Raw genomic sequence first — 22,086 nt, forward strand, 5'->3', positions numbered from 1 at the left:
CAGATCCGGCGCGACTGATCCGCCCTGATGGGCGCCGTTCCCTTAGCTGTTCACGTCGTTGTGGCTCAGTGGTCGCATGCCCAGGACGCCTTGGCGGTGGCCGTCTCCGCCTGGGCGCGCAGTGCACGTACCGCATCTGCCGGGTCCTTCGCCCCGTACACCGCCGAACCGGCGACAAAGACATCGGCGCCCGCGTCCGCGCACCGCTCGATCGTGGCCGCGGAGACGCCTCCGTCGACCTGCAGCCAGAGCTCGAGACCGTGCTTCTCGATCAGCTGACGCGTGCGGCGGATCTTCGGCAGCATGATGTCCAGGAACGCCTGACCACCGAAGCCCGGCTCGACCGTCATGATCAGCAGCATGTCGAGCTCGGGGAGCAGGTCCTCGTACGGCTCGATGGGCGTCGCGGGCTTGAGCGCCATGGAGGCACGCGCGCCCTTGGCACGGATCTCGCGGGCCAGCCGCACCGGGGCGGCGGCCGCCTCGACGTGGAAGGTGACGGACGAGGCACCCGCTTCGACGTACTGGGGCGCCCACCGATCGGCGTCCTCGATCATCAGATGGCAGTCCAGCGGCGTGTCCGTCGCTCGTGCCAGGGACTCTACGACCGGCACGCCGAGCGTGAGGTTCGGGACGAAATGGTTGTCCATCACGTCGACGTGGAGCCAGTCGGCTCCCTGCGCCGCCTTCGTCTCCTCCGCGAGGCGGGCGAAATCGGCGGACAGGATGCTGGGGTTGATCTGCACGGCCATGACCCAAGCCTGCCATGTCCGGGCACGGATGTTCGCCTCGGTCCCTGGCTGGATCACGATGGTATATACCATTCTGCAAATCAGGTGCCCTTCGGACGGGGCCGTGCCATGCTGGGCGGCCCACCGGCTTCACATGCGGCTACGGGGGGCACCGTGAAGGACGCGCGATCGGACGACCATGGGCGCCATGTACGCCAGGGGCTCATCAAGTTCCTGACCGGACGTCGCAGCAAGTGGCTGATAGTGGCCCTCTGGCTGCTGGCGCTCGTGCTCGCGGGACCGCTCGCCCAGAAGCTCACGGACGCCCAGGACAACGACGCCGCCTCCTGGCTGCCCGGGTCCGCGGAGTCCACCCAGGTGCTCGACATCTCCGACCACTTCCGGCCCGAGCAGATACCGGCGGTCGTCGTGTACGCCCGCGACGGCGGACTCACGGCGCGGGACAAGCAGCAGATCGCGCGAGACGTCCAGGAGATCAAGGGGCTGACCGCGCACGGCATCCGCGGCGCCGAGACACGCGGACCCGTCTATGACAGTCCTTCCACTCCCAAAGCCGCCCAGATCTACGTGCCCATCACGATGGACGCCAAGGGCTGGGCCGAGCTCGCCCCGGCCGTCGACACCCTGCGCGACCAGGTGGGCAGGGGCAGCGGCGGGCTCGCGGTCCACATCACCGGGCCGGGCGGCACCTCCGCCGACTTCTCCAAGGCCTTCGAGGGCATCGACTCCACACTGCTGCTCTCGGCGATGGGCGTCGTGATCGTGATGCTGCTGCTGACCTACCGCAGCCCGGTCCTGCTCTTCGTGCCCCTCGTCGCGGTGGTCGTCGCCCTGTTCACCGCGCAGGCGCTGATCTATCTCCTGGCCCGGCACGCGGGCCTGACCGTCAACGGCCAGAGCGCGGGCATCCTCACCGTGCTGGTCTTCGGAGCCGGGACCGACTACGCGCTGCTCCTCGTCGCCCGCTACCGGGAGGAGCTGCGCCGCCACGAGGACCGGCACGAGGCGATGGCGCTGGCTCTGCACCGCGCGGGCCCCGCCGTGCTCGCCTCGGGCGCCACCGTGGTGCTGAGCATGCTGGTGCTGCTGGCCGCCGAGATGAACTCCACCCGCGGCCTGGGCCCGGTCGCCGCACTCGGCGTGGCGGTCGCGCTGCTGGCCATGCTCACGCTCTTTCCGGCCCTGCTCCTGGTCTTCGGCCGCTGGATCTTCTGGCCGGTGGTCCCGCACTTCGGCTCGTCCGACCCGACCGAGCGGGGCGTCTGGGCCCGTATGGGCCACGGCATCAGTCACCGGCCGCGGGTCGTCTGGGGCGCCACCGCCCTGGCGCTGGCCGTCCTCTCGCTGGGCCTCCTCCAGCTCCGCGCCGACGGCATCGGCAACGCGGACGCCTTCACCGGCACTCCCGACTCGATCACCGGGCAGAAGGTGTCACAGCGGTACTTCCCCGCGGGCAGCGGCGACCCGCTGGTGGTCGTCGCGGACCGGGTGCGGGGCGACCAGGTGCGGCAGGCGGTCGCCGGTACGCGCGGTGTCGCGCCGGACAGCGTCACCGTGCCGCCCGGGACGAAACCCTCGTACAACGGCAAGGTCCTGTTCGAGGCGACCCTGACCGACCCGTCCGACAGCGCGGCGGCCAAGCACACCGTCGAGCGTGTGCGCGACGCCGTCCACGCGCTGCCCGGCGCCAACGCCCAGGTGGGCGGCGGCACCGCGGCCCTGCTGGACATGGAGCGGGCGACCACGCACGACAACGTACTGATCATCCCGGCGGTCCTGCTGGTCGTGCTGCTGATCCTGGGCGCGCTGCTGCGGTCCCTGGTGGCCCCGCTGCTGCTGATCGGCACGGTGGTGCTGTCCTTCGCGGCGGCCCTCGGCGCCAGCGCCCTCGCCTTCCGGCACGTCTTCGACTACGCGGGCGAGCAGACGGACTTCCCGCTGTTCGTCTTCGTGTTCCTGGTGGCCCTGGGCATCGACTACAACATCTTCCTGACCACCCGCATCCGCGAGGAGGCCACCCGCCAGGGCACCCGTCCCGGAGTGGTGACGGGTCTGGCGGCGACCGGCGCGGTCATCACGTCCGCGGGCCTGGTCCTGGCCGGGACGTTCGCCGCGCTCGGCACCCTGCCCATGGTGGCCTTCGCGGAGATCGGCTTCGCCGTCGCCCTCGGCGTCCTGCTGGACACCTTCGTCGTACGGTCGGTCCTGGTCACAGCACTGTTCCTGGACGCCGGCCGGAAGGTGTGGTGGCCGAACCGGCTCGCACGCGAGGACGGTACGACCCGGGTCGTGCGCGAGTCAGAGGTCAGCCGGTCCGGCGGATGAGCGCCAGATACATGGCGTCGGTGCCGTGCAGATGCGGCCACAGCTGTACGTCGGGGCCCTCCCCGAGGGCCGGTACGCCGGGCAGTAGCGGGCGGGCGTCGACGAGTTCGGTGTCCGGGCGCTGCTTGAGCAGGTCCTGGACCACGGCACGGGTCTCGGCGAGGTGCGGCGAGCAGGTGGCGTAGCCGACGACCCCGCCGACGCGCACCGAGTCGAGCGCGGTGCGCAGCAGGGCGCGCTGCAGCGGCGCGAAGTTGTCCAGGTCCCCCGGGCGGCGCCGCCACCTGGCCTCGGGCCGTCTGCGCAGGGCGCCGAGACCGGTGCACGGCACGTCCATCAGCACCCGGTCGAAGGTGCCGGGCCGCCACGGCGGCCGGGTCCCGTCGGCGGCGATGACCTGGTACGGCCCCGGGTTGTAGGCCAGTGCCTTCGCGACCAGGCCGGCGCGGTGCGGCTGCTTCTCGGAGGCGAGCAGCGCGGCTCCGCGTTCGGCGGCGAGCGCGGCCAGCAGCGCGGCCTTGCCGCCGGGCCCCGCGCAGCCGTCGAGCCACTTCTCGTCCGGGCCCTCCAGCGGCGCGTTGGCGAGTGCGAGGGCGACCAGCTGGCTGCCCTCGTCCTGCACACCGGCCCGGCCCTCCCGAACGGCCTCGACGGCGCCTGGCTCCCCGCCCTCGGCGAGCCGCACGGCGTACGGCGACCAGCGCCCCGGCACGGCGGCCTCCTCACGGAGCAACTCCTCGGCCGTGGCCCGCCCGGGCCGGGCGACGAGGGTCACCTCGGGCCGCTCGTTGTCGGCCTCCAGCAGGTCCTCGATCCCGGCGCGCCCGCCGCCGAGCGAGTCCCACAGCGCGGAGACGACCCAGCGAGGGTGCGAGTGCACGACGGCGAGATGGTCCTCGGGGTCCTCGTCGTAGGGCGGCGCGACCCGCTCCAGCCACCCGTCGAGGTCGTGCTGCGCGACCTTGCGGAGCACGGCGTTGACGAACTTGGCCCGCCCGTCGCCGAGGACGACGCGCGCGAGCTCGACGGAGGATGACACGGCGGCGTGCGTCGGGATGCGGGTGCCGAGCAGCTGATGCACCCCGAGGCTGAGCACGTCGAGCACCGGCGGGTCGACCTCCCGCAGCGGCCGGTCGACGCAGGCGGCGATCACCGCGTCGTACGTGCCCTGCCTGCGCAGCGTCCCGTACACCAGCTCGGTGGCGAGGGCGGCGTCCCGGCCGTCGAACTGGTCGGGGCCCTCCTTCTCCCGCGCCTTCCGCAGCAGCGGGGGCAGGACGAGGTTGGCGTACGCGTCCCGCTCGTCCACGGCGCGCAGGGCCTCGAACGCGAGGATGCGGACCGGGTCCTTCTGGGGACGGCGGTAGGGCTTGGCGGGCCTGCGGGGCCGCCGGGACTGCTCACTCACGAAAAAGGTGCTCCGGATGTGGGATGGGTGCAGATCCCAGCGTACGTCTCGGGGGCCTGCACGGTTCCGCCGCGTACGCCGGGAATCCGCCGACGCGAAACGCCGGACGGGTCGGGACGGGGCATGGCGGGGCTGTGCTTCAGCCGTCCAGCGTCTCGCCCACGGCGATCCGCACCCCTCGCGCCCAGTCCGCCGCCCGCATCGGCTTCTTGCCCTGGGCCTGCACCCACAGCAGCTCGACGGCGTAGGACCCGGTGCCCACGTGCACGCTGTTCTTGCCAACGGCCAGCTGCCCCGGGAGCAGGTCGGTCCGCTCCGGTACGGGCGTGGCCTGGACGAGCTTGAGCCGTTCGCCGCGGAAGGTGGTCCAGGCGCCGGGGGCCGGGGTGCAGCCGCGCACCACCCGGTCGACGCGCAGGGCCGGGACGGTCCAGTCGATCCGGGCGTCCTCGACGGTGATCTTCGGCGCCAGGGTGATGCCGTCGGCCGGCTGCGGCACGGCCTTGAGCGAGCCGTCCTCGATGCCGTCCATGGTCGCGGCGAGCAGCCCGGCGCCGGCGAAGGCGAGCCGGGTGAGCAGGTCGCCGCTGGTGTCGCTGGGCCGGATCTCCTCGGTGACGGTCCCGTACACCGGCCCCGAGTCCAGCCCTTCCTCGATGAGGAAGGTGGAGGCACCCGTGATCTCGTCCCCCGCCATGATGGAGTGCTGCACGGGCGCCGCCCCGCGCCAGGCGGGCAGCAGCGAGAAGTGCAGATTGACCCAGCCGTGGGCGGGGACGTCGAGGGCGACACGGGGCAGCAGGGCGCCGTAGGCGACCACGGGGCAGCAGTCCGGGGCGATCTGCGCCAGCCGCTCCAGGAACTCGGGGTCCCGCGGCTTGAGCGGCTTCAGCACCTCGATCCCGGCCTCCTCCGCCCGCTCGGCCACGGGTGACGCGACCAGCCTGCGCCCGCGCCCGGCCGGCGCGTCGGGCCGCGTGACGACGGCGGCCACCTCGTGCCGCCCGGAGGCGATGAGAGCGTCCAGAGCGGGAACGGCGACCTCGGGGGTACCGGCGAAGACGAGCTTCATGGAAGGGTTCGGGCCTCTCGGGCGGTGGCGACTGGCGGGCAGCCCCCAAGTCTATGACCACACACGCGAGTCCGCCGACGGCGAGCGACGTCCACGGCATACGCCGGTTTTCACCGGACCGGGGACAGGTGGTGCACGGGTGGGCAGACCGGCGTACGCATATGCCCGTACGCCCCCACACCGTGACCAGCGGAGCGCAAACGCGTTGGTCAAGAAAGAGTTGACCACAAAGGGCCGCATTCGGCGGCCCAATTCCTTTCAACGCCGGTTCGAGAGGCTTGTTCATGGCCGACCACGCAACCCACGACGCCCAGGCCCGGGCCAGCCTGCACTTGCTGGTGCGGGACATCGAGCGGGTCCGCCGCCAGGTGGACGCACTGCGCACGCTCACCGCCCAGTTGGGCAACGTCTACCGCCCGCGCCGCTCCGGCCCCTCCACGGGCTTCGTCGTCTACGGACGCGCCCCCGCCCCGACCGTGCGTCTCGCGCAGGAACTCCGGGACAGCGTCGAGACCCTGGTCACGGCCGCCGTGGACTTCGACCGCTCGCTCGGCTTCTCGTGGGACGCGGTGGGCTCCGCACTCGGCGTCACCAAGCAGGCGGTGCACCGCCGTTACGGCGCCCGGCGCGCCGCGGCCCAGGCGGCCGCCGAGGCCGAGCGCACCGCGGAGCCGTCGGGTACCCGCACGCTCAATGTCAACACCGGCCTCCCCGCGGTCCCCACGGTCCCCGCGGCCCGCTCCATGCCGACCCAGCCCACCGCAGGCAGCCCCACGCTCCGCGACGAGGCCAGGTCAACAGCCTTCCCCAGCCCACGCAACGGCTGACGCCCCCTCACGCCACCCTCCCGGCAGGCACCGGGACGCTTCCTCACCCCGCCCTCCCGGCAGACATCCGGGAGGGCAGCCGCGCACCGGGGCCCACCCCATCACCGAGGGCTCACCCGATGCCCGGGGCCCGACCCGACCTCGGCGCCTCACCCGACCTGCGCGGGTCCCATCCGATGGCCACGGGCCGCTCCTGACCTCCGCGGGCCTCAGCCGATGTCCAGGGACCCGACCCCGGCGTGCCTCACCCGATGTGCGTGGGCCAGACCCGACCTCCGCCGGACTCATCCGACATCCGCAGGACCCCACCTCGGCATGCCTCACCCGGTGTCCGCGGGCCTCACGCGACATCCGCGCCCGACCCAACCTCCGCACGCCTCACCCGATGTCCGGCGGATCGATCCGTACCCGTACGGCCTCCCCGCTCCCGCTCCCCCGCACCATCCGTGCGGCCTGCGCCGACTTCAGCGCGGACGCCAGTGCCGCCCCGCTTCCCGGCGGCACCCGCACGAGTGCCCGCTCCCAGTGCTCCCCGGGCGGTGGCGCCCCGGTGCGCCGCGGTCGCCCTGGGAGGGTGACCGGCATCGGCACGGGGCCCAACACCTCCGCGTCCGACGGCAGTTCGACCATCTGAAGAAACTCCGCGACGGCCTCCGCCGTGCCCGACACCGCGGCCATCCGGGACACCGGTGGAAACCCCAGCTCGGCCCGCTCGGACAGCTCCCGCACCGCGTGTCCGACGGGGTCCCAGCGCACCAGCGCCTGCACCGGTCGTAGCGTCGGCTCGGCGACGACCACCACGGTGCCCCGCTCCCCCTGCGGCCGTACGAGCGCACAGGCACCGATCCAGCGGCGCAGCGCGTCCTCCTCGGCCCGCAGGTCGGGACGGCCCAGCATGGCCCAGCCGTCCAGCAGCAGGGCCGCCGCATAGCCGCCCTCGGCGACGGGTTCGGCCCCGGGTGTGCTCACGACCAGCGCGGGAGTCCCCGGCACCGTGTCCAGCACGTGCTCCCGCCCCGAGGTGCGCACCGGTACGGCGGGAAAGACCCGCCCCAGTTCCTCGGCGGTCCGCCGCGCCCCCACGACCTGGGCCCGCAGCCGGAAGCCGCCGCACTCCGGACAGTGCCAGGCGCCCTCCTCGCGCCCGCACCACCCGCACCGCAGCGCCCCCGCGTCCTGCGCCTCCAACGGCCCGGAGCAGTGCCGGCACCGCGCGGGCGCCCGGCACTGGGCACAGGCCATGCGCGGCACGTACCCCCGCCGGGGCACCTGTACGAGGACCGGCCCGTGCCCCAGTCCCTCCCGGACCGTCTGCCAGGCGAGCGTCGGCAGCCGGGCGGCACGGGCGGCCTCGTCCCGGGCGAGGTCGCCGTCCCCCACGGTCCGCACGAGGGGCGCGGTCCGCCGCACCTGCTCCCGGCCCGCGATCAGGGGGCGTGCCCAGCCGTTCTCCACGAGCTGCGCGGCCTCCACGGTGCAGCTCCAGCCGCCCAGCAGGAAGCCGCACCCGTCCAGGGCCGCGCGCAGCAGGAGCACATCCCGGGCGTGCGGCTGCGGCGCGTGCTGCTCGCTGTGACTGTCGTCCCCGTCGTCCCAGATGGCGACCAGTCCGAGGTCCCGCACGGGCGCGAACATGGCGGCCCGCGTGCCGACGACGGCCCGTACGGAACCACGGCGCACGGCGAGCCACTGCGCGTACCGCTTCTCGGGCCCGGCGTCGGCGGTGAGCAGCGCGTGGCGTCCCTCGCCGAGCAGCGCGGTCAGCGCCGCGTCGACCCGGGCGGCGGCCCGTCCGTCGGGTACGACGACGAGCGCGCCGCGTCCCGAGGCGAGCGTCGCCGCGACGGCCCGCGCGAGCTCCTCACTCCACTCCGGTCCGGGCAGCGCGTTCCACACGGCACGGGGCGCACCCCCCGAGGCCAGCGACTCGACGAAGGCCGGCCCGTGCTCGTACCGGGACCAGGACCCGGCGTCGGGCGCCGCCGGTGGGGGCAGTGGCGGGGGCGAGGGGCGCTGCTCGGCTCGCGCGCTGCGCGGCGGCACGGCCAGTTGCAGCACATCGGCGAGGCTGCCCGCATACCGGTCGGCGACGGCCCTGGCCAGGCCGAGGAGCTCCGCGCTCAGCACGGGTTCGGGGGACACCACCTGGGCGAGCGCGGCCAGCGGCCCGGAGTAGTCGGACTCGGCCCGCCGCTCCACGAGGAACCCGTCGATGAGCCCGCCGCCCTCGCGGCGCCCTTCCCGCACGCGGTGCCGACCGGCCCCGAACCGCACGCGCACGCGCACTCCGGGCTGGGCCTCGGCGTCCAGTTCCTCGGGCACGGCGTAGTCGAAGTACCGGTCGAGGTGGAGCACGCCCTTGTCGACCAGCACCCGTGCGACGGGCAGCTCCTTGGCGAGCGCGGCCCCCCGCCAGGTCCGGGGCTTGGCCCGCGGCACCTTGGCGCCCCGCACGCTCTCCCGGATGAGCGCGAGCTGCTCCGGCGGCGCCCCTTCGGCCCCGCCGCCCCCCTGCCCGTTCTCGCTGCTCACGCTTGCATTCTTACCAAAAGCCACTGACAACCGAAGCCCGCCCGAGATCAGCCCGGCCACGGCCGCCGTCAGGCGCTGACTTCTGCCTTGGGCCACTCGGCCATACCGGTCCAGGACCGGCAGCGGGATTCGAACCCGCGTGGAAATCATTCCGGAAGTTCGAAGTACCCGTGCCCCTCGCACCGGGCGGCGTCGATCTCCCGAGATCCGGTCGACAGCGGTCTGTGCAAAGCCAGTTTCACCGCACGCGCGAAGCGCACTCCACCGAAGTAACCGCGGTCATCGCACCGGGAGATCACCACCGTACGGGCGCGACGCAGGCGCCCGCGAGCCATTTACCCGGCCGGTGAATCGGTCGGGTGGTGAAACGCCGAGGCCCGGCCCCCGAAGGGAAGCCGGGCCTCGACGGGAAAGCGGCAGTCGGGACCTACAGCCCCGCGGCCTTGCGCAGGGCGTCCACGCGGTCCGTGCGCTCCCAGGTGAAGTCGGGGAGCTCGCGGCCGAAGTGGCCGTAGGCCGCGGTCTGGGCGTAGATCGGGCGGAGCAGGTCGAGGTCGCGGATGATGGCGGCCGGACGGAGGTCGAAGACCTCGTCGATCGCCTTCTCGATCTTCTCGGGCTCGACCTTGTGGGTGCCGAAGGTCTCGACGAACAGACCGACCGGCTCGGCCTTGCCGATCGCGTAGGCGACCTGGACCTCGCAGCGGGAGGCCAGGCCCGCGGCGACGACGTTCTTGGCGACCCAGCGCATCGCGTACGCCGCCGAGCGGTCCACCTTGGACGGGTCCTTGCCGGAGAAGGCGCCGCCGCCGTGGCGGGCCATGCCGCCGTACGTGTCGATGATGATCTTGCGGCCGGTCAGGCCAGCGTCACCCATCGGGCCGCCGATCTCGAAGCGGCCGGTCGGGTTGACCAGCAGGCGGTAGCCCTCGGTGTCCAGCTTGATGCCCTCGTCGAGCAGCGCCTTGAGCTCCGGCTCGACGACGAACTCACGGATGTCGGGGGCGAGCAGCGACTCCAGGTCGATGTCGCTCGCGTGCTGCGAGGAGACGACCACGGTGTCGAGGCGGACGGCCTTGTCACCGTCGTACTCGATGGTGACCTGCGTCTTGCCGTCCGGGCGCAGGTAGGGGATCGTGCCGTTCTTGCGGACGTCCGACAGACGCTTGGACAGCCGGTGCGCCAGGAAGATCGGGAGCGGCATCAGCGTCGGCGTCTCGTCGGACGCGTAGCCGAACATCAGGCCCTGGTCGCCCGCACCCTGCTTGTCGAGCTCGTCGTCGTCACCCTCGACCCGGGTCTCGTACGCCGTGTCCACACCCTGGGCGATGTCCGGGGACTGCGCGCCGATCGACACCGACACACCGCAGGAGGCGCCGTCGAAGCCCTTCTTTGAGGAGTCGTAGCCGATCTCCAGGATCGTGTTGCGGACCAGCGTCGCGATGTCCGCGTACGTCTTGGTCGTGACCTCACCGGCCACGTGCACCAGGCCCGTGGTGATCAGTGTCTCCACGGCGACCCGGGAGGTCGGGTCCTCGCGCAGAAGCGCGTCGAGAATGGCGTCGCTGATCTGGTCAGCGATCTTGTCAGGGTGACCCTCGGTCACGGACTCCGAGGTGAACAGTCGACGGGACACAACGCTCCCTGGGGTTGCAGCGGCTGCTGGCTGATCATTGGTGGACGACACGGGGGCTGCGCCCGGCGTCGTCCGAGAACAGCTTATCGGTCGTGCTCCGCCACCGGCCCACCCGTCTCGCCTCTCGGGAGCGCTGTGACCTGCGGCACGCGCATTCTGCCCAATGCCGTGCGGCATTGGCCAGTGGCGCCACGCGACAATGTCATGGGGGAAAGCACCGTCGCGTGGCCGAAACAATTCAGGCCAGACGGGGCCCCACCAGGTCCCAGACGATGTCGGCCAGGGCCTCCTTCGGGCCGTGCGGTACGGGCGTCTCACTGCCGTCCGTGCCCAGCACAACGGCCTCGTTCTCCTCGGCACCGAAGGTCTTGCGCTCCCCCACCTCGTTCACCACGAGGAGGTCGCATCCCTTGCGTGCCAGCTTCGCCCGGCCGTTGGCGAGGACGTCGTCCGTCTCGGCGGCGAAACCGACGATCACCTGTCCGGGGCGCGCCCGGTCGGCTGAGATCTCCGCGAGGATGTCCGGATTCCGCACCAGGACGACCGGCTCCGGGTCCTGGCCGTCCTTCTTCTTGATCTTCCCCGAGGCGTAGTTCGCGGGCCGGAAGTCCGCGACGGCGGCGGCCATCACCACCGCGTCGGCGTCCGCGGCCGCCTTCAGCACCGCCTCGCGCAGCTGCACGGCCGTGCCGACCGGGACGACGTCCACGCCGGCCGGGTCCGGCAGGCCGGTGTTCGCCGCGATCAGCGTCACCCGGGCGCCCCGCGCGGCGGCCGTACGGGCAAGGGCGTAGCCCTGCTTGCCGGAGGAGCGGTTGCCGAGGAAGCGGACCGGGTCGAGGGGCTCACGGGTGCCGCCGGCGGTGACTACGACGTGCCGGCCCTTCAGATCCGGCTCGGTGACGCCCCGGGCCAGCACCCGGCGGCAGACCTCGAATATCTCGGTGGGGTCGGGCAGCCGGCCCTTGCCGGTGTCGACGCCGGTGAGGCGGCCGACCGCCGGCTCGATCACGACGGCGCCGCGGCGGCGCAGCGTCGCCACGTTCTCCCGGGTGGCCGGGTGCTCCCACATCTCGGTGTGCATGGCCGGGGCGAAGACGACCGGACAGCGGGCGGTGAGGAGCGTGTTGGTGAGGAGGTCGTCGGCGAGGCCGTGGGCGGCCTTGGCGAGCATGTCGGCCGTGGCGGGGGCGACCACCACCAGGTCGGCGTGCTGGCCGATGCGGACGTGCGGGACCTCGTGGACGCCGTCCCAGACCTCGGTGGAGACGGGGTTGCCGGACAGGGCGGACCAGGTGGCCTCACCGACGAAGTGCAGCGCGGAGGCGGTCGGGACCACGCGGACGTCGTGACCGGACTCCGTCAGCCTCCGCAGCAGTTCACAGGCCTTGTACGCGGCGATGCCGCCGCTGACCCCCAGAACGACCCTTGGCTTGTCCACCGTGGCTCCCCGAACTCGACGACGTACGACTCGATCTCGACAACGTACGGCTCAATGCTGCCTCACGGCGGGGATCGATCCCCGCACCCCCGAGCACACCACAGGCCCGGCAGTCGCGCTGCCGGGCCTGTGGATAAAGCCAACCGCAATCTGAAAGTACTACTGCGCCGGGCCCTCGACGGCCTCGGACGTCAGCAGACCGGCGTTGATCTCCCGCAGGGCGATCGAGAGCGGCTTCTCGTGGACGTGGGTGTCGACCAGCGGACCGACGTACTCGAGGAGGCCCTCGCCGAGCTGCGAGTAGTACGCGTTGATCTGGCGGGCCCGCTTGGCCGCATAGATCACGAGGCTGTACTTCGAGTCGGTGGCCTCGAGGAGCTCGTCGATCGGCGGGTTGATGATGCCCTCGGGCGCGGTGATGGAAGAGGACACGCTCTACCTTCCGAAAGATGGGAAAAGATCAGACACGATCACACAACGTCCATCAAGGCTAGCAGCTCGCGCGCCACGTCCTCGACGGAGGTGTTGACCAAGGTCACGTCGAACTCCGGCTCGGCCGCCAGCTCGATCTTGGCCGCCTCCAGGCGGCGCTCGATCACCTCGGGCGGCTCGGTGCCCCGGCCCGTGAGCCTGCGCACGAGCTCCTCCCAGGAGGGAGGAGCCAGGAACACCAGCTGGGCCTCCGGCATGGAGTCACGGACCTGCCGGGCGCCCTGGAGGTCGATCTCCAGGAGGACCGGCACACCGGCCTCCAGGTGCTCCAGCACGGCCGCACGCGGCGTGCCGTAGCGGTTGCCGGCGAATTCGGCCCACTCCAGCAGCTCGCTGTTGGCGATCAGCTTGTCCATCTCCTCGTCGGTGACGAAGAAGTAGTGGACACCGTGCTTCTCGCCGGGGCGGGGCTGACGGGTGGTCGCCGACACCGAGAGCCAGACCTCGGGGTGTTCCTTGCGCATATGGGCGACGACCGTGCTCTTGCCGACCCCGGAGGGGCCGGAGAGCACGGTCAGCCGCGGACGTTCACTCATGCAGCGATTATTCCAGCAATCCCGGGTGGCCCGGGACGCCAGTCCCGGACTGCCCAGCACTCAGGAACCGGTGCTGCCGAACTCGCGCTCCAGGGAGGCGATCTGGTTGGACCCGAGGCCACGCACGCGGCGGCTCTCGGAGATACCGAGTCGCTCCATGATCTGCTTGGCGCGGACCTTGCCCACGCCCGGCAGGGACTCGAGCAGGGCGGAGACCTTCATCTTGCCGATGACGTCGTTCTCCTGGCCCTGCTTGATGACCTCGTGAAGAGAGGCGCCGGAGTGCTTGAGTCGATTCTTGACCTCGGCCCGCTCCCGGCGAGCCGCGGCGGCCTTTTCGAGCGCGGCTGCGCGCTGTTCAGGGGTAAGGGGCGGAAGAGCCACGCCTACGTCACCTCGGATGTCGAACTGTCGGATACGGACCGGTGAGGAACCTAGTCGCCCCACACCTGGGGAGCCACGAGCAACACGCTCGCCCGTTCTCCCCCACTACCTAATGGGTGTGGGGGTGTCCCCACTGCTCGGAGACTAGCGGTCGAGACCGCCAGAGTCAGCGAGAACAGCGGAAAAGTCCTGGTCAGCCTCCGTCAGGTCGGATATTTCAGACATATTGCCCCGGATTTGAGGATGTATTCAGACTCAAGACGTCCAGGCGCCCCTCACCGGAACACCCTTCGGACACACACGCGAGCCCCGACGGAGACTCATCCGAGGACTCAGACGGCCGTCACGGCCGCCCTGATCTCCTCCGCGAAGCGCTCCGCGGCCGAGCGCAGCGCTCCGACCTCGGGACCGTGACGCAGAACACCCCGGCTGACGTTCGGCACGACATTGCGCACCGCCGCCCCGAAGACCCCGGGAAGATCGGCCGGGGTCGCCCCCTGGGCGCCGATGCCGGGGGCGAGGAGCGGACCGTTGATGTCGAGGTCGTACGACGACAGGTCGCCGAGCGTGGCGCCCACGACCGCCCCGAAGGAGCCCAGGGGCTCCTCCCCCGCGTTCTCGGCCGCCAGGTGGGCCAGCATCGTCGCCCCGATGTTCCGCCCGCCGGCCCGGACCGCGTGCTGCACCTCGCCGCCCTCCGGGTTGGAGGTCAGCGCCAGCACGAACAGACCCGCGCCGCTCTCCCGCGCCAGCGCGATCGCCGGGCTCAGCGAGCCGTAGCCGAGGTACGGCGAGACGGTCAGGGCGTCGGAGAACAGCGGGGCGTCCTTGTGCAGGAAGGCCTCGGCGTAGGCGGCCATGGTCGAGCCGATGTCGCCGCGCTTGGCGTCCATGACGATCAGCGCACCGGCCGCGCGTGCCTCCTCGACAGTCTTCTCCAGGACGGCCAGGCCCCGCGAGCCGAAGCGCTCGAAGAACGCGCTCTGCGGCTTGAGGACGGCGACCCGGTCGGCCATCGCCTCGACGACCGTACGGCTGAACCGCTCCAGGCCGGCGATGTCGTCGTTCAGTCCCCACTGGGTGAGCAGCGACGCGTGCGGGTCGATGCCGACGCACAGCGGGCCGCGCTCGTCCATGGCGTGGCGCAGGCGTGCGCCGAAGGGTTCCAGGGCGGTCATACCGTCTTTCCTGCCTTCCTGACATCGGCGCCGACCGCGTCGGCGAGGGTCGCGTACGGGCTCGTACGGAGCCGGGCGGCGAGCCCCTTGTGGATGGCGCGGCCCCAGAAGGGCCCCTCGTAGATGAAGGCGCTGTAGCCCTGGACCAGCGTGGCGCCCGCCAGGATCCGCTGCCAGGCGTCCTCGGCGTTCTCGATGCCGCCCACGCCCACCAGGGTGATCCGGTCTCCCACGCGCGCGTACAGCCGGCGCAGTACCTCCAGGGAGCGCGCCTTGAGCGGGGCGCCGGACAGCCCGCCGGTCTCCTTGACGAGGGAGGGGTCCGACTTCAGGCCGAGCCCCTCGCGCGCGATGGTGGTGTTCGTGGCGATGATCCCGTCCAGGCCGAGCTCGACGGCCAGGTCGGCCACGGCGTCGACGTCCTCGTCCGCGAGGTCCGGCGCGATCTTCACCAGCAGCGGGACCCGGCGGTGGGACACCGTGCGGTCGGCGGCCTCGCGCACGGCGGTCAGCAGCGGGCGCAGCGCCTCGGTCGCCTGGAGGTTGCGCAGCCCGGGCGTGTTCGGCGAGGAGACGTTGACCACCAGGTAGTCGGCGTACGGCGCGAGCCGCTCGGCCGACTTCACGTAGTCGCCCACGGCCTCCGCCTCCGGGACGACCTTGGTCTTGCCGATGTTCACACCGACGACGGTCTTGAAGACCGGCTCACGGGTCGCGAGGCGGGCGGCGACGGCGAGGGAGCCGTCGTTGTTGAAGCCCATACGGTTGATCAACGCACGGTCCGCAACGAGGCGGAACAGCCGCTTCCCGGGGTTTCCGGGCTGCCGCTCGCCCGTCACCGTACCGATCTCGACGTGGTCGAAGCCCAGCATCGCCATCCCGTCGATCGCGACGGCGTTCTTGTCGAAGCCGGCGGCGAGGCCGAAGGGGCCGTGCATCCGCAGTCCGAGCGCCTCCGTCCGCAGCTCCTTGTAGCGGGGCGCGAGGGCGGCCGCGAGGAAGGTGCGCAGCACCGGGACGCGGACGGCGAGGCGGATCCAGCGGAAGGCCAGGTGGTGCGCCTGCTCGGGGTCCATCCGTTTGAAAACCAGACGGAAGTAGAACTTGTACATGTCTCTGAGTCCTCACAAAGAGGGGGACACCGTTTCCGGTGTCCCCCTCAGGGCTGCTAGTCGCGGGCCGCGGTCAGGTGTTCCGCGTGTTCCTGGAGCGAACGCACGCCCACGTCGCCGTGGTTGAGGGCGTCGATGCCCTGGACCGCGGCGGCGAGGGCCTGCACCGTCGTCAGGCAGGGCACGGACCGCGCCACGGCCGCCGTACGGATCTCGTAGCCGTCGAGGCGGCCGCCGGTGCCGTACGGGGTGTTGACGATCAGGTCGACCTCGCCGTCGTGGATGAGCTGGACGATCGTCCGCTCGCCGTTCGGTCCGACGCCCTCCGACTGCTTGCGCACGATGGTGGCGTGGATGCCGTTGCGCTTGAGGACCTCGGCCGTGCCGGACGTGGCCAGCAGCTCGAAGCCGTGCGCGACCAGTTCACGGGCCGGGAAGATCATCGAGCGCTTGTCCCGGTTGGCGACCGAGATGAACGCCCGGCCCTTCGTCGGCAGCGGGCCGTAGGCACCCGCCTGGGACTTGGCGTAGGCGGTGCCGAAGACGGAGTCGATGCCCATGACCTCGCCGGTGGAGCGCATCTCCGGGCCGAGCACGGTGTCCACACCGCGGCCGTGGATGTCGCGGAACCGCGACCACGGCATGACCGCCTCCTTGACGGAGATCGGCGCGTCGAACGGCAGCTCACCGCCGTCGCCGGTGGCCGGCAGCAGCCCCTCGGCGCGCAGCTCGGCGATGGTCGCGCCCAGGGAGATCCGGGCGGCGGCCTTCGCCAGCGGGACCGCGGTCGCCTTCGAGGTGAAGGGGACGGTGCGGGACGCTCGCGGGTTGGCCTCCAGCACGTAGAGGATGTCGCCCGCCATGGCGAACTGGATGTTGATCAGGCCCCGTACGCCCACGCCCTTGGCGATGGCCTCGGTCGAGGCGCGCAGACGCTTGATGTCGAAGCCGCCCAGCGTGATCGGAGGCAGGGCACAGGCCGAGTCGCCGGAGTGGATGCCGGCCTCCTCGATGTGCTCCATGACGCCGCCGAGGTAGAGATCGTGGCCGTCGTAGAGGGCGTCCACGTCGATCTCGATCGCGTCGTCGAGGAACCGGTCGACCAGCACCGGGCGCGAGGGGCTGATCTCCGTCGACTCCGCAATGTAGGAGGACAGCCGGGTCTCGTCGTACACGATCTCCATGCCGCGACCGCCTAGGACGTACGACGGGCGGACGAGCACCGGGTAGCCGATCTCGTCGGCGATGGCCTTGGCCTCGGCGAAGGTCGTGGCGGTGCCGTGCTTGGGGGCAGGCAGGCCCGCCTCCGCCAGCACCCGCCCGAAGGCGCCCCGGTCCTCGGCCGCGTGGATGGCCTCGGGGGACGTGCCCACGATCGGCACGCCGTTGTCCTTGAGCGCCTGCGACAGGCCCAGCGGGGTCTGGCCGCCCAGCTGGACCACCACACCGGCGACCGGACCGGCCTGCTGCTCCGCGTGGACGATCTCCAGCACGTCCTCGAGGGTCAGCGGCTCGAAGTACAGGCGGTCGGAGGTGTCGTAGTCCGTGGAGACGGTCTCGGGGTTGCAGTTGACCATCACGGTCTCGTACCCGGCGTCGCTGAGCGCGAAGGAGGCGTGGACGCACGAGTAGTCGAACTCGATGCCCTGCCCGATCCGGTTCGGACCGGAGCCGAGGATGATGACCGCGGGCTTCTCGCGCGGCGCGACCTCGGTCTCCTCGTCGTAGGAGGAGTAGAAGTACGGCGTCCGCGCCGCGAACTCGGCGGCGCAGGTGTCGACCGTCTTGTAGACCGGCCGGATCCCGAGCGTGTGGCGGACCTCGCGCACGATGTCCTCGCGCAGCCCGCGGATCTCACCGATCTGCTGGTCGGAGAAGCCGTGCCGCTTGGCCTCGGCCAGCAGGTCCGGGGTGAGCTCGGCGGCCTCGGCCAGCTCGTCGGCGATCTCCTTGATGAGGAAGAGCTGGTCGACGAACCACGGGTCGATCTTCGTGGCCTCGAACACCTCCTCCTGCGTGGCGCCCGCGCGGATGGCCCGCATGACCGTGTTGATCCGGCCGTCGGTGGGCCGTACGGCCTCGCGCAGCAGTTCGTCCTTGTCCTCGGCGGAGCCCGCCTCGCCGACGAAGGTGAACTGGCTGCCCTTCTTCTCCAGCGAGCGCAGCGCCTTCTGGAAGGCCTCGGTGAAGTTGCGGCCGATGGCCATGGCCTCGCCGACCGACTTCATGGTGGTGGTGAGGGTGGAGTCGGCCTGCGGGAACTTCTCGAAGGCGAACCGCGGGGCCTTCACCACGACGTAGTCGAGGGTCGGCTCGAATGAGGCCGGGGTCTCCCGCGTGATGTCGTTCGGGATCTCGTCGAGGGTGTAGCCGACGGCGAGCTTGGCCGCGATCTTGGCGATCGGGAAGCCGGTCGCCTTGGACGCGAGGGCCGAGGAGCGCGACACGCGCGGGTTCATCTCGATGACGATGACCCGGCCGTCCTCGGGGTTCACCGCGAACTGGATGTTGCAGCCGCCGGTGTCGACGCCGACCTCGCGGATGACGGCGATGCCGATGTCCCGCAGGATCTGGTACTCACGGTCGGTGAGGGTCATCGCCGGGGCGACGGTGATCGAGTCACCGGTGTGCACGCCCATCGGGTCGAAGTTCTCGATGGAGCACACGACCACGACGTTGTCGTGCTTGTCGCGCATCAGCTCCAGCTCGTACTCCTTCCAGCCGAGGATGGACTCCTCCAGGAGCACCTCGGTGGTCGGCGAGAGGGTCAGGCCCTGGCCCGCGATGCGGCGCAGTTCCTCCTCGTCGTGGGCGAAGCCGGAGCCGGCGCCGCCCATCGTGAAGGACGGGCGGACGACGACCGGGTAGCCGCCCAGCTGCTCGACGCCCCCGAGGACGTCCTCCATGGAGTGGCAGATGACCGAGCGGGCGGACTCGCCGTGGCCGGTCTTCTCCCGGACCGCCTCGACGACCAGCTTGAACTGGTCGCGGTCCTCGCCCTTGTGGATGGCCTCGACGTTGGCGCCGATCAGTTCGACGCCGTACTTGTCCAGGACGCCGTTCTCGTGCAGTGAGATGGCGGTGTTGAGGGCCGTCTGGCCGCCCAGGGTGGGCAGCAGCGCGTCCGGCCGCTCCTTGGCGATGATCTTCTCGACGATGTCCGGGGTGATCGGCTCGACATAGGTCGCGTCGGCGATCTCCGGGTCGGTCATGATAGTCGCCGGGTTGGAGTTCACGAGCACGACGCGCAGGCCCTCGGCGCGCAGCACGCGGCACGCCTGGGTGCCGGAGTAGTCGAACTCGGCGGCCTGGCCGATGACGATCGGGCCGGAGCCGATGACCAGGACGGACTGGATATCGGTGCGCTTAGGCACGCTGGCCCTCCATCAGGGATACGAAGCGGTCGAACAGGTAGGCGGCGTCGTGCGGACCCGCGGCTGCTTCGGGGTGGTACTGGACGCTGAAGGCCGGCTTGTCGAGGAGCTGGAGGCCCTCCACCACGTTGTCGTTGAGGCAGACGTGGGAGACCTCGACACGGCCGAAGGGGGTGTCGGAGACCCGGTCGAGCGGGGCGTCCACGGCGAAGCCGTGGTTGTGCGCGGTGACCTCGACCTTGCCGGTCGTACGGTCCTGCACCGGCTGGTTGATGCCCCGGTGACCGTACTTCAGCTTGTAGGTGCCGAAGCCGAGCGCGCGGCCGAGGATCTGGTTGCCGAAGCAGATGCCGAAGAGCGGGGTGCCGCGCTCCAGGACCGCCCGCATGACGGAGACCGGGTGGTCGGCCGTTGCCGGGTCGCCAGGGCCGTTGGAGAAGAAGACACCGTCGGGGTTCACGGCGTACACGTCCTCGGCGGTGGCCGTGGCGGGCAGCACGTGCACCTCGATGCCGCGCTCGGCCATGCGGTGCGGGGTCATGCCCTTGATGCCGAGGTCGACGGCGGCGACGGTGAACTTCTTCGCACCGATCGCGGGGACGACGTACGTCTCCTTGGTGGCGACCTCGGCGGAGAGGTCGGCGCCCTCCATCTCGGGGGCCTGGCGCACCTCGGCCAGCATGGTGCCCTCGTCGGGCAGCGCGTTGCCGGAGAAGATGCCGACGCGCATGGCGCCGCGCTCGCGCAGATGGCGGGTGAGGGCGCGGGTGTCGATGCCGCTGATGCCGACGACGCCCTGGTGGCGCAGCTCCTCGTCCAGCGAGCGCTTGGCGCGCCAGCTGGAGGGCACGCGCGCGGGGTCGCGCACCACGTAACCCGCGACCCAGATCCGCTTCGACTCGGGGTCCTCGTCGTTGACGCCGGTGTTGCCGACGTGCGGGGCGGTCATCACGACGACCTGACGGTGGTACGACGGGTCGGTGAGCGTCTCCTGGTAGCCGGTCATGCCGGTGGAGAACACGGCTTCGCCGAAGGTCACCCCCGCGGCCCCGTAGGCACGGCCGCGGAAGATCCGGCCGTCCTCCAGGACGAGTACGGCGGGAGCTGCCTTGTGCCTCTGCGAGGCCGCTCCCTTGTTGGAGGTCGTCATCGTTCGGCGCCTTCCGTGCTGTGTGTCTTGATCATGGAGTTGATGGCGTCGACCCACTCGTGGTGCTCGGCCGCGCGGTCGGAGCGGAAGCCGGAGTCGATCAGCCGGTCCCCGTGGGCCCAGGTGACCACGAGCAGGCCGCCCTCGGTGAGGACCTTGCCCGCGATGCCCTTGTCGAGCCGGGCCTCGCGCAGCGCGGCGGCGGGGACGAAGAAGTCGGCCGCTCCGGGTCGTACGACGTCCAGGCCCGCGTCCGTCAGCGTGAGCTCGGCCCGGCTGCGGGTGCCGAGGCCGTGGGCCACGATGCGGTCCAGCCACTGCCCGGCGGTGGTGGAGCCGTGGTAGCGGCCGCTCATGCTCAGTCTGGCCGGGCCGAGGTCGTCCGGCGCGCTGGGCAGCTCCGGGATGTCGCCCTGGAGGGTGCCGCGCCACTTCCAGCCCTCGCGCATCAGCCAGTAGACGAGCGCGACGAACAGGGCGAGTCCGACGAGCCAGCCGGCGCGGGCGGCCCAGTCGGTGACCTCGGCCGACTTCTTCTCGGCCAGGTCGGCGGCCAGCAGGATTACAGGTGTCACGTGAGCTTCCCGTCGACGAGCGTCGCCTTGCCCCGCAGCCACGTGTGGGTGACACGGCCCGGCAGCTCACGTCCCTCGTACGGGGTGTTGCGGCTGCGCGAGGCGAAGCCCGCGGGGTCCACCTGGCCACGGTATGCGGTATCGACGAGCGTGAGGTTGGCCGGCTCGCCTGCCGAGACGGGACGGCCGTGTCCCTCGGCCCGTCCGATCCGCGCGGGCTTGACGGACATGCGGTCGGCGACGCCGGCCCAGTCCAGCAGGCCCGTGTCGACCATGGTCTCCTGGACCACCGACAGCGCGGTCTCCAGGCCCACCATGCCCATGGCGGCCGCGGCCCACTCGCAGTCCTTGTCCTCGTGCGGGTGCGGGGCATGGTCGGTGGCGACGATGTCGATCGTGCCGTCGGCGAGCGCCTCGCGCAGGGCCATGACGTCGCGCTCGGTGCGCAGCGGCGGGTTGACCTTGTACACCGGGTTGTAGGTGCGCACCATCTCATCCGTCAGCAGGAGGTGGTGCGGGGTCACCTCGGCGGTGACGTCGATGCCGCGGGACTTGGCCCAGCGGACGATCTCGACGGACCCGGCGGTCGACAGATGGCAGATGTGGACGCGGGAGCCGACGTGCTCGGCGAGCAGGACGTCGCGGGCGATGACCGACTCCTCGGCGACGGCCGGCCAGCCGCCCAGGCCGAGCTCGGCGGAGACGACGCCCTCGTTCATCTGGGCGCCCTCGGTGAGGCGCGGCTCCTGCGCGTGCTGGGCGACGACGCCGCCGAAGGCCTTCACGTACTCCAGTGCGCGGCGCATGATCACGGCGTCGTCGACGCACTTGCCGTCGTCGGAGAAGACGGTCACGCCCGCCGCCGACTCGTGCATCGCGCCCAGCTCGGCGAGCTTCTTGCCCTCCAGGCCGACGGTGACGGCGCCGATGGGCTGGACGTCGCAGTAGCCGTGCTCCTGGCCGAGCCGGTAGACCTGCTCGACGACGCCGGCGGTGTCGGCGACCGGGAAGGTGTTGGCCATGGCGAACACGGCCGTGTAACCACCGCTGGCGGCGGCGCGCGTGCCGGTCAGTACGGTCTCGGAGTCCTCGCGGCCCGGCTCGCGCAGATGGGTGTGCAGGTCGACCAGGCCCGGCAGCAGCACCTTACCGGCGGCCTCGACCACCTCGGCGCCGTCGGCGTTCAGTCCGGCGCCGACCTCGGCGATCGTCTCGCCGTCGATCAGCACGTCCTGCGGCTCGCCGCCGAGCACCTTCGCACCACGGATCAGGATCTTGCCCAGGTTGCTCAT

Annotated in this window: 17 protein-coding genes; 2 read left to right on the plus strand and 15 right to left on the minus strand. The window is 71.5% G+C overall.

Translation table 11 applies throughout. The features are described 5' to 3' along the window. Positions 1 to 65: 65 nt before the first annotated feature. Complete coding sequence (rpe, locus tag N8I87_RS07210; RefSeq protein ID WP_263206553.1) at positions 66 to 752, minus strand: ribulose-phosphate 3-epimerase; 687 nt, start codon at positions 750 to 752, stop codon at positions 66 to 68. A gap of 204 nt (positions 753 to 956) precedes the next feature. On the opposite strand from rpe, the gene N8I87_RS07215 reads away from it, so the two are divergent. Further along, on the plus strand, positions 957 to 3,077 hold the full coding sequence (locus tag N8I87_RS07215; RefSeq protein WP_411577366.1) for an MMPL family transporter: 2,121 nt from the start codon (positions 957 to 959) through the stop codon (positions 3,075 to 3,077). Here N8I87_RS07215 and N8I87_RS07220 read toward each other — a convergent pair. Both N8I87_RS07220 and fmt read right to left on the minus strand, forming a co-directional pair. Then, positions 3,058 to 4,485 carry an RsmB/NOP family class I SAM-dependent RNA methyltransferase gene (locus N8I87_RS07220; RefSeq protein ID WP_263206556.1) on the minus strand — a complete coding sequence of 476 codons (1,428 nt, stop codon included), beginning with the start codon at positions 4,483 to 4,485 and terminating at the stop codon, positions 3,058 to 3,060. The two genes, N8I87_RS07215 and N8I87_RS07220, sit on opposite strands and share 20 nt — an antisense overlap. A 139-nt stretch (positions 4,486 to 4,624) precedes the next feature. Continuing rightward, positions 4,625 to 5,557 carry a methionyl-tRNA formyltransferase gene (gene fmt / locus N8I87_RS07225; protein WP_263206558.1) on the minus strand — a complete coding sequence of 311 codons (933 nt, stop codon included), beginning with the start codon at positions 5,555 to 5,557 and terminating at the stop codon, positions 4,625 to 4,627. Between the two features lie 284 nt (positions 5,558 to 5,841). Between fmt and N8I87_RS07230 the strand changes: the two genes are divergently transcribed. Continuing rightward, the gene (locus N8I87_RS07230) at positions 5,842 to 6,384 is read left to right on the plus strand and encodes a hypothetical protein (RefSeq protein ID WP_263206560.1); all 543 of its coding nucleotides are present in this window, start codon (positions 5,842 to 5,844) and stop codon (positions 6,382 to 6,384) included. A 378-nt stretch (positions 6,385 to 6,762) separates the two neighbouring features. On the opposite strand, the gene N8I87_RS07235 is transcribed toward N8I87_RS07230, so the two are convergent. The 12 genes from N8I87_RS07235 to N8I87_RS07290 all read right to left on the minus strand — a co-directional run bounded on the left by N8I87_RS07235 (position 6,763) and on the right by N8I87_RS07290 (position 22,077). Next, the gene (locus N8I87_RS07235; protein WP_263206561.1) at positions 6,763 to 8,916 is read right to left on the minus strand and encodes a primosomal protein N'; all 2,154 of its coding nucleotides are present in this window, start codon (positions 8,914 to 8,916) and stop codon (positions 6,763 to 6,765) included. Positions 8,917 to 9,343: 427 nt separating this feature from the next. Then, positions 9,344 to 10,552, minus strand: a complete 1,209-nt coding sequence (metK, locus tag N8I87_RS07240) for a methionine adenosyltransferase (RefSeq protein ID WP_263206563.1) — start codon at positions 10,550 to 10,552, stop codon at positions 9,344 to 9,346. Between the two features lie 238 nt (positions 10,553 to 10,790). Further along, positions 10,791 to 11,993, minus strand: a complete 1,203-nt coding sequence (coaBC, locus tag N8I87_RS07245) for a bifunctional phosphopantothenoylcysteine decarboxylase/phosphopantothenate--cysteine ligase CoaBC (RefSeq protein WP_263206564.1) — start codon at positions 11,991 to 11,993, stop codon at positions 10,791 to 10,793. Between the two features lie 159 nt (positions 11,994 to 12,152). Next, positions 12,153 to 12,425 carry a DNA-directed RNA polymerase subunit omega gene (rpoZ, locus tag N8I87_RS07250; protein WP_003982715.1) on the minus strand — a complete coding sequence of 91 codons (273 nt, stop codon included), beginning with the start codon at positions 12,423 to 12,425 and terminating at the stop codon, positions 12,153 to 12,155. Positions 12,426 to 12,463: 38 nt separating this feature from the next. Beyond that, positions 12,464 to 13,021: a guanylate kinase gene (gene gmk, locus N8I87_RS07255; protein WP_263206576.1), complete on the minus strand. Its 558-nt coding sequence runs from the start codon at positions 13,019 to 13,021 to the stop codon at positions 12,464 to 12,466. 60 nt (positions 13,022 to 13,081) lie between these two features. Further along, positions 13,082 to 13,405, minus strand: a complete 324-nt coding sequence (locus N8I87_RS07260) for an integration host factor (protein ID WP_003977346.1) — start codon at positions 13,403 to 13,405, stop codon at positions 13,082 to 13,084. Between the two features lie 332 nt (positions 13,406 to 13,737). Continuing rightward, positions 13,738 to 14,583, minus strand: coding sequence for an orotidine-5'-phosphate decarboxylase (gene pyrF / locus N8I87_RS07265; protein ID WP_263206588.1), 846 nt, complete (start codon positions 14,581 to 14,583; stop codon positions 13,738 to 13,740). After that, a complete protein-coding gene (locus N8I87_RS07270) occupies positions 14,580 to 15,695 on the minus strand; it encodes a quinone-dependent dihydroorotate dehydrogenase (protein ID WP_263206590.1) in 1,116 nt (371 codons plus the stop codon). The genes pyrF and N8I87_RS07270 overlap by 4 nt, the downstream gene beginning before the upstream one ends. 56 nt (positions 15,696 to 15,751) lie before the next feature. After that, the gene (gene carB / locus N8I87_RS07275) at positions 15,752 to 19,069 is read right to left on the minus strand and encodes a carbamoyl-phosphate synthase large subunit (protein ID WP_263206592.1); all 3,318 of its coding nucleotides are present in this window, start codon (positions 19,067 to 19,069) and stop codon (positions 15,752 to 15,754) included. Beyond that, positions 19,062 to 20,219 carry a glutamine-hydrolyzing carbamoyl-phosphate synthase small subunit gene (gene carA, locus N8I87_RS07280; RefSeq protein ID WP_263206594.1) on the minus strand — a complete coding sequence of 386 codons (1,158 nt, stop codon included), beginning with the start codon at positions 20,217 to 20,219 and terminating at the stop codon, positions 19,062 to 19,064. The genes carB and carA overlap by 8 nt, the downstream gene beginning before the upstream one ends. Beyond that, positions 20,216 to 20,794: a PH-like domain-containing protein gene (locus tag N8I87_RS07285; protein ID WP_263206596.1), complete on the minus strand. Its 579-nt coding sequence runs from the start codon at positions 20,792 to 20,794 to the stop codon at positions 20,216 to 20,218. The genes carA and N8I87_RS07285 overlap by 4 nt, the downstream gene beginning before the upstream one ends. Then, positions 20,791 to 22,077, minus strand: a complete 1,287-nt coding sequence (locus tag N8I87_RS07290; RefSeq protein ID WP_263216341.1) for a dihydroorotase — start codon at positions 22,075 to 22,077, stop codon at positions 20,791 to 20,793. The genes N8I87_RS07285 and N8I87_RS07290 overlap by 4 nt, the downstream gene beginning before the upstream one ends. Between the last annotated feature and the right edge of the window lie 9 nt (positions 22,078 to 22,086).

This window comes from Streptomyces sp. HUAS 15-9 (assembly GCF_025642155.1).
GTDB lineage: Bacteria > Actinomycetota > Actinomycetes > Streptomycetales > Streptomycetaceae > Streptomyces.

What these genes read in the sequence shown, in the direction of transcription:
- rpe (WP_263206553.1), bottom strand. Translation starts at nt 752, where the DNA reads ATGGCCGTGCAGATCAACCCCAGCATCCTGTCCGCCGATTTCGCCCGC.
- fmt (WP_263206558.1), bottom strand. Translation starts at nt 5,557, where the DNA reads ATGAAGCTCGTCTTCGCCGGTACCCCCGAGGTCGCCGTTCCCGCTCTG.
- N8I87_RS07230 (WP_263206560.1), top strand. Translation starts at nt 5,842, where the DNA reads ATGGCCGACCACGCAACCCACGACGCCCAGGCCCGGGCCAGCCTGCAC.
- gmk (WP_263206576.1), bottom strand. Translation starts at nt 13,021, where the DNA reads ATGAGTGAACGTCCGCGGCTGACCGTGCTCTCCGGCCCCTCCGGGGTC.
- pyrF (WP_263206588.1), bottom strand. Translation starts at nt 14,583, where the DNA reads ATGACCGCCCTGGAACCCTTCGGCGCACGCCTGCGCCACGCCATGGAC.
- N8I87_RS07270 (WP_263206590.1), bottom strand. Translation starts at nt 15,695, where the DNA reads ATGTACAAGTTCTACTTCCGTCTGGTTTTCAAACGGATGGACCCCGAG.
- carA (WP_263206594.1), bottom strand. Translation starts at nt 20,219, where the DNA reads ATGACGACCTCCAACAAGGGAGCGGCCTCGCAGAGGCACAAGGCAGCT.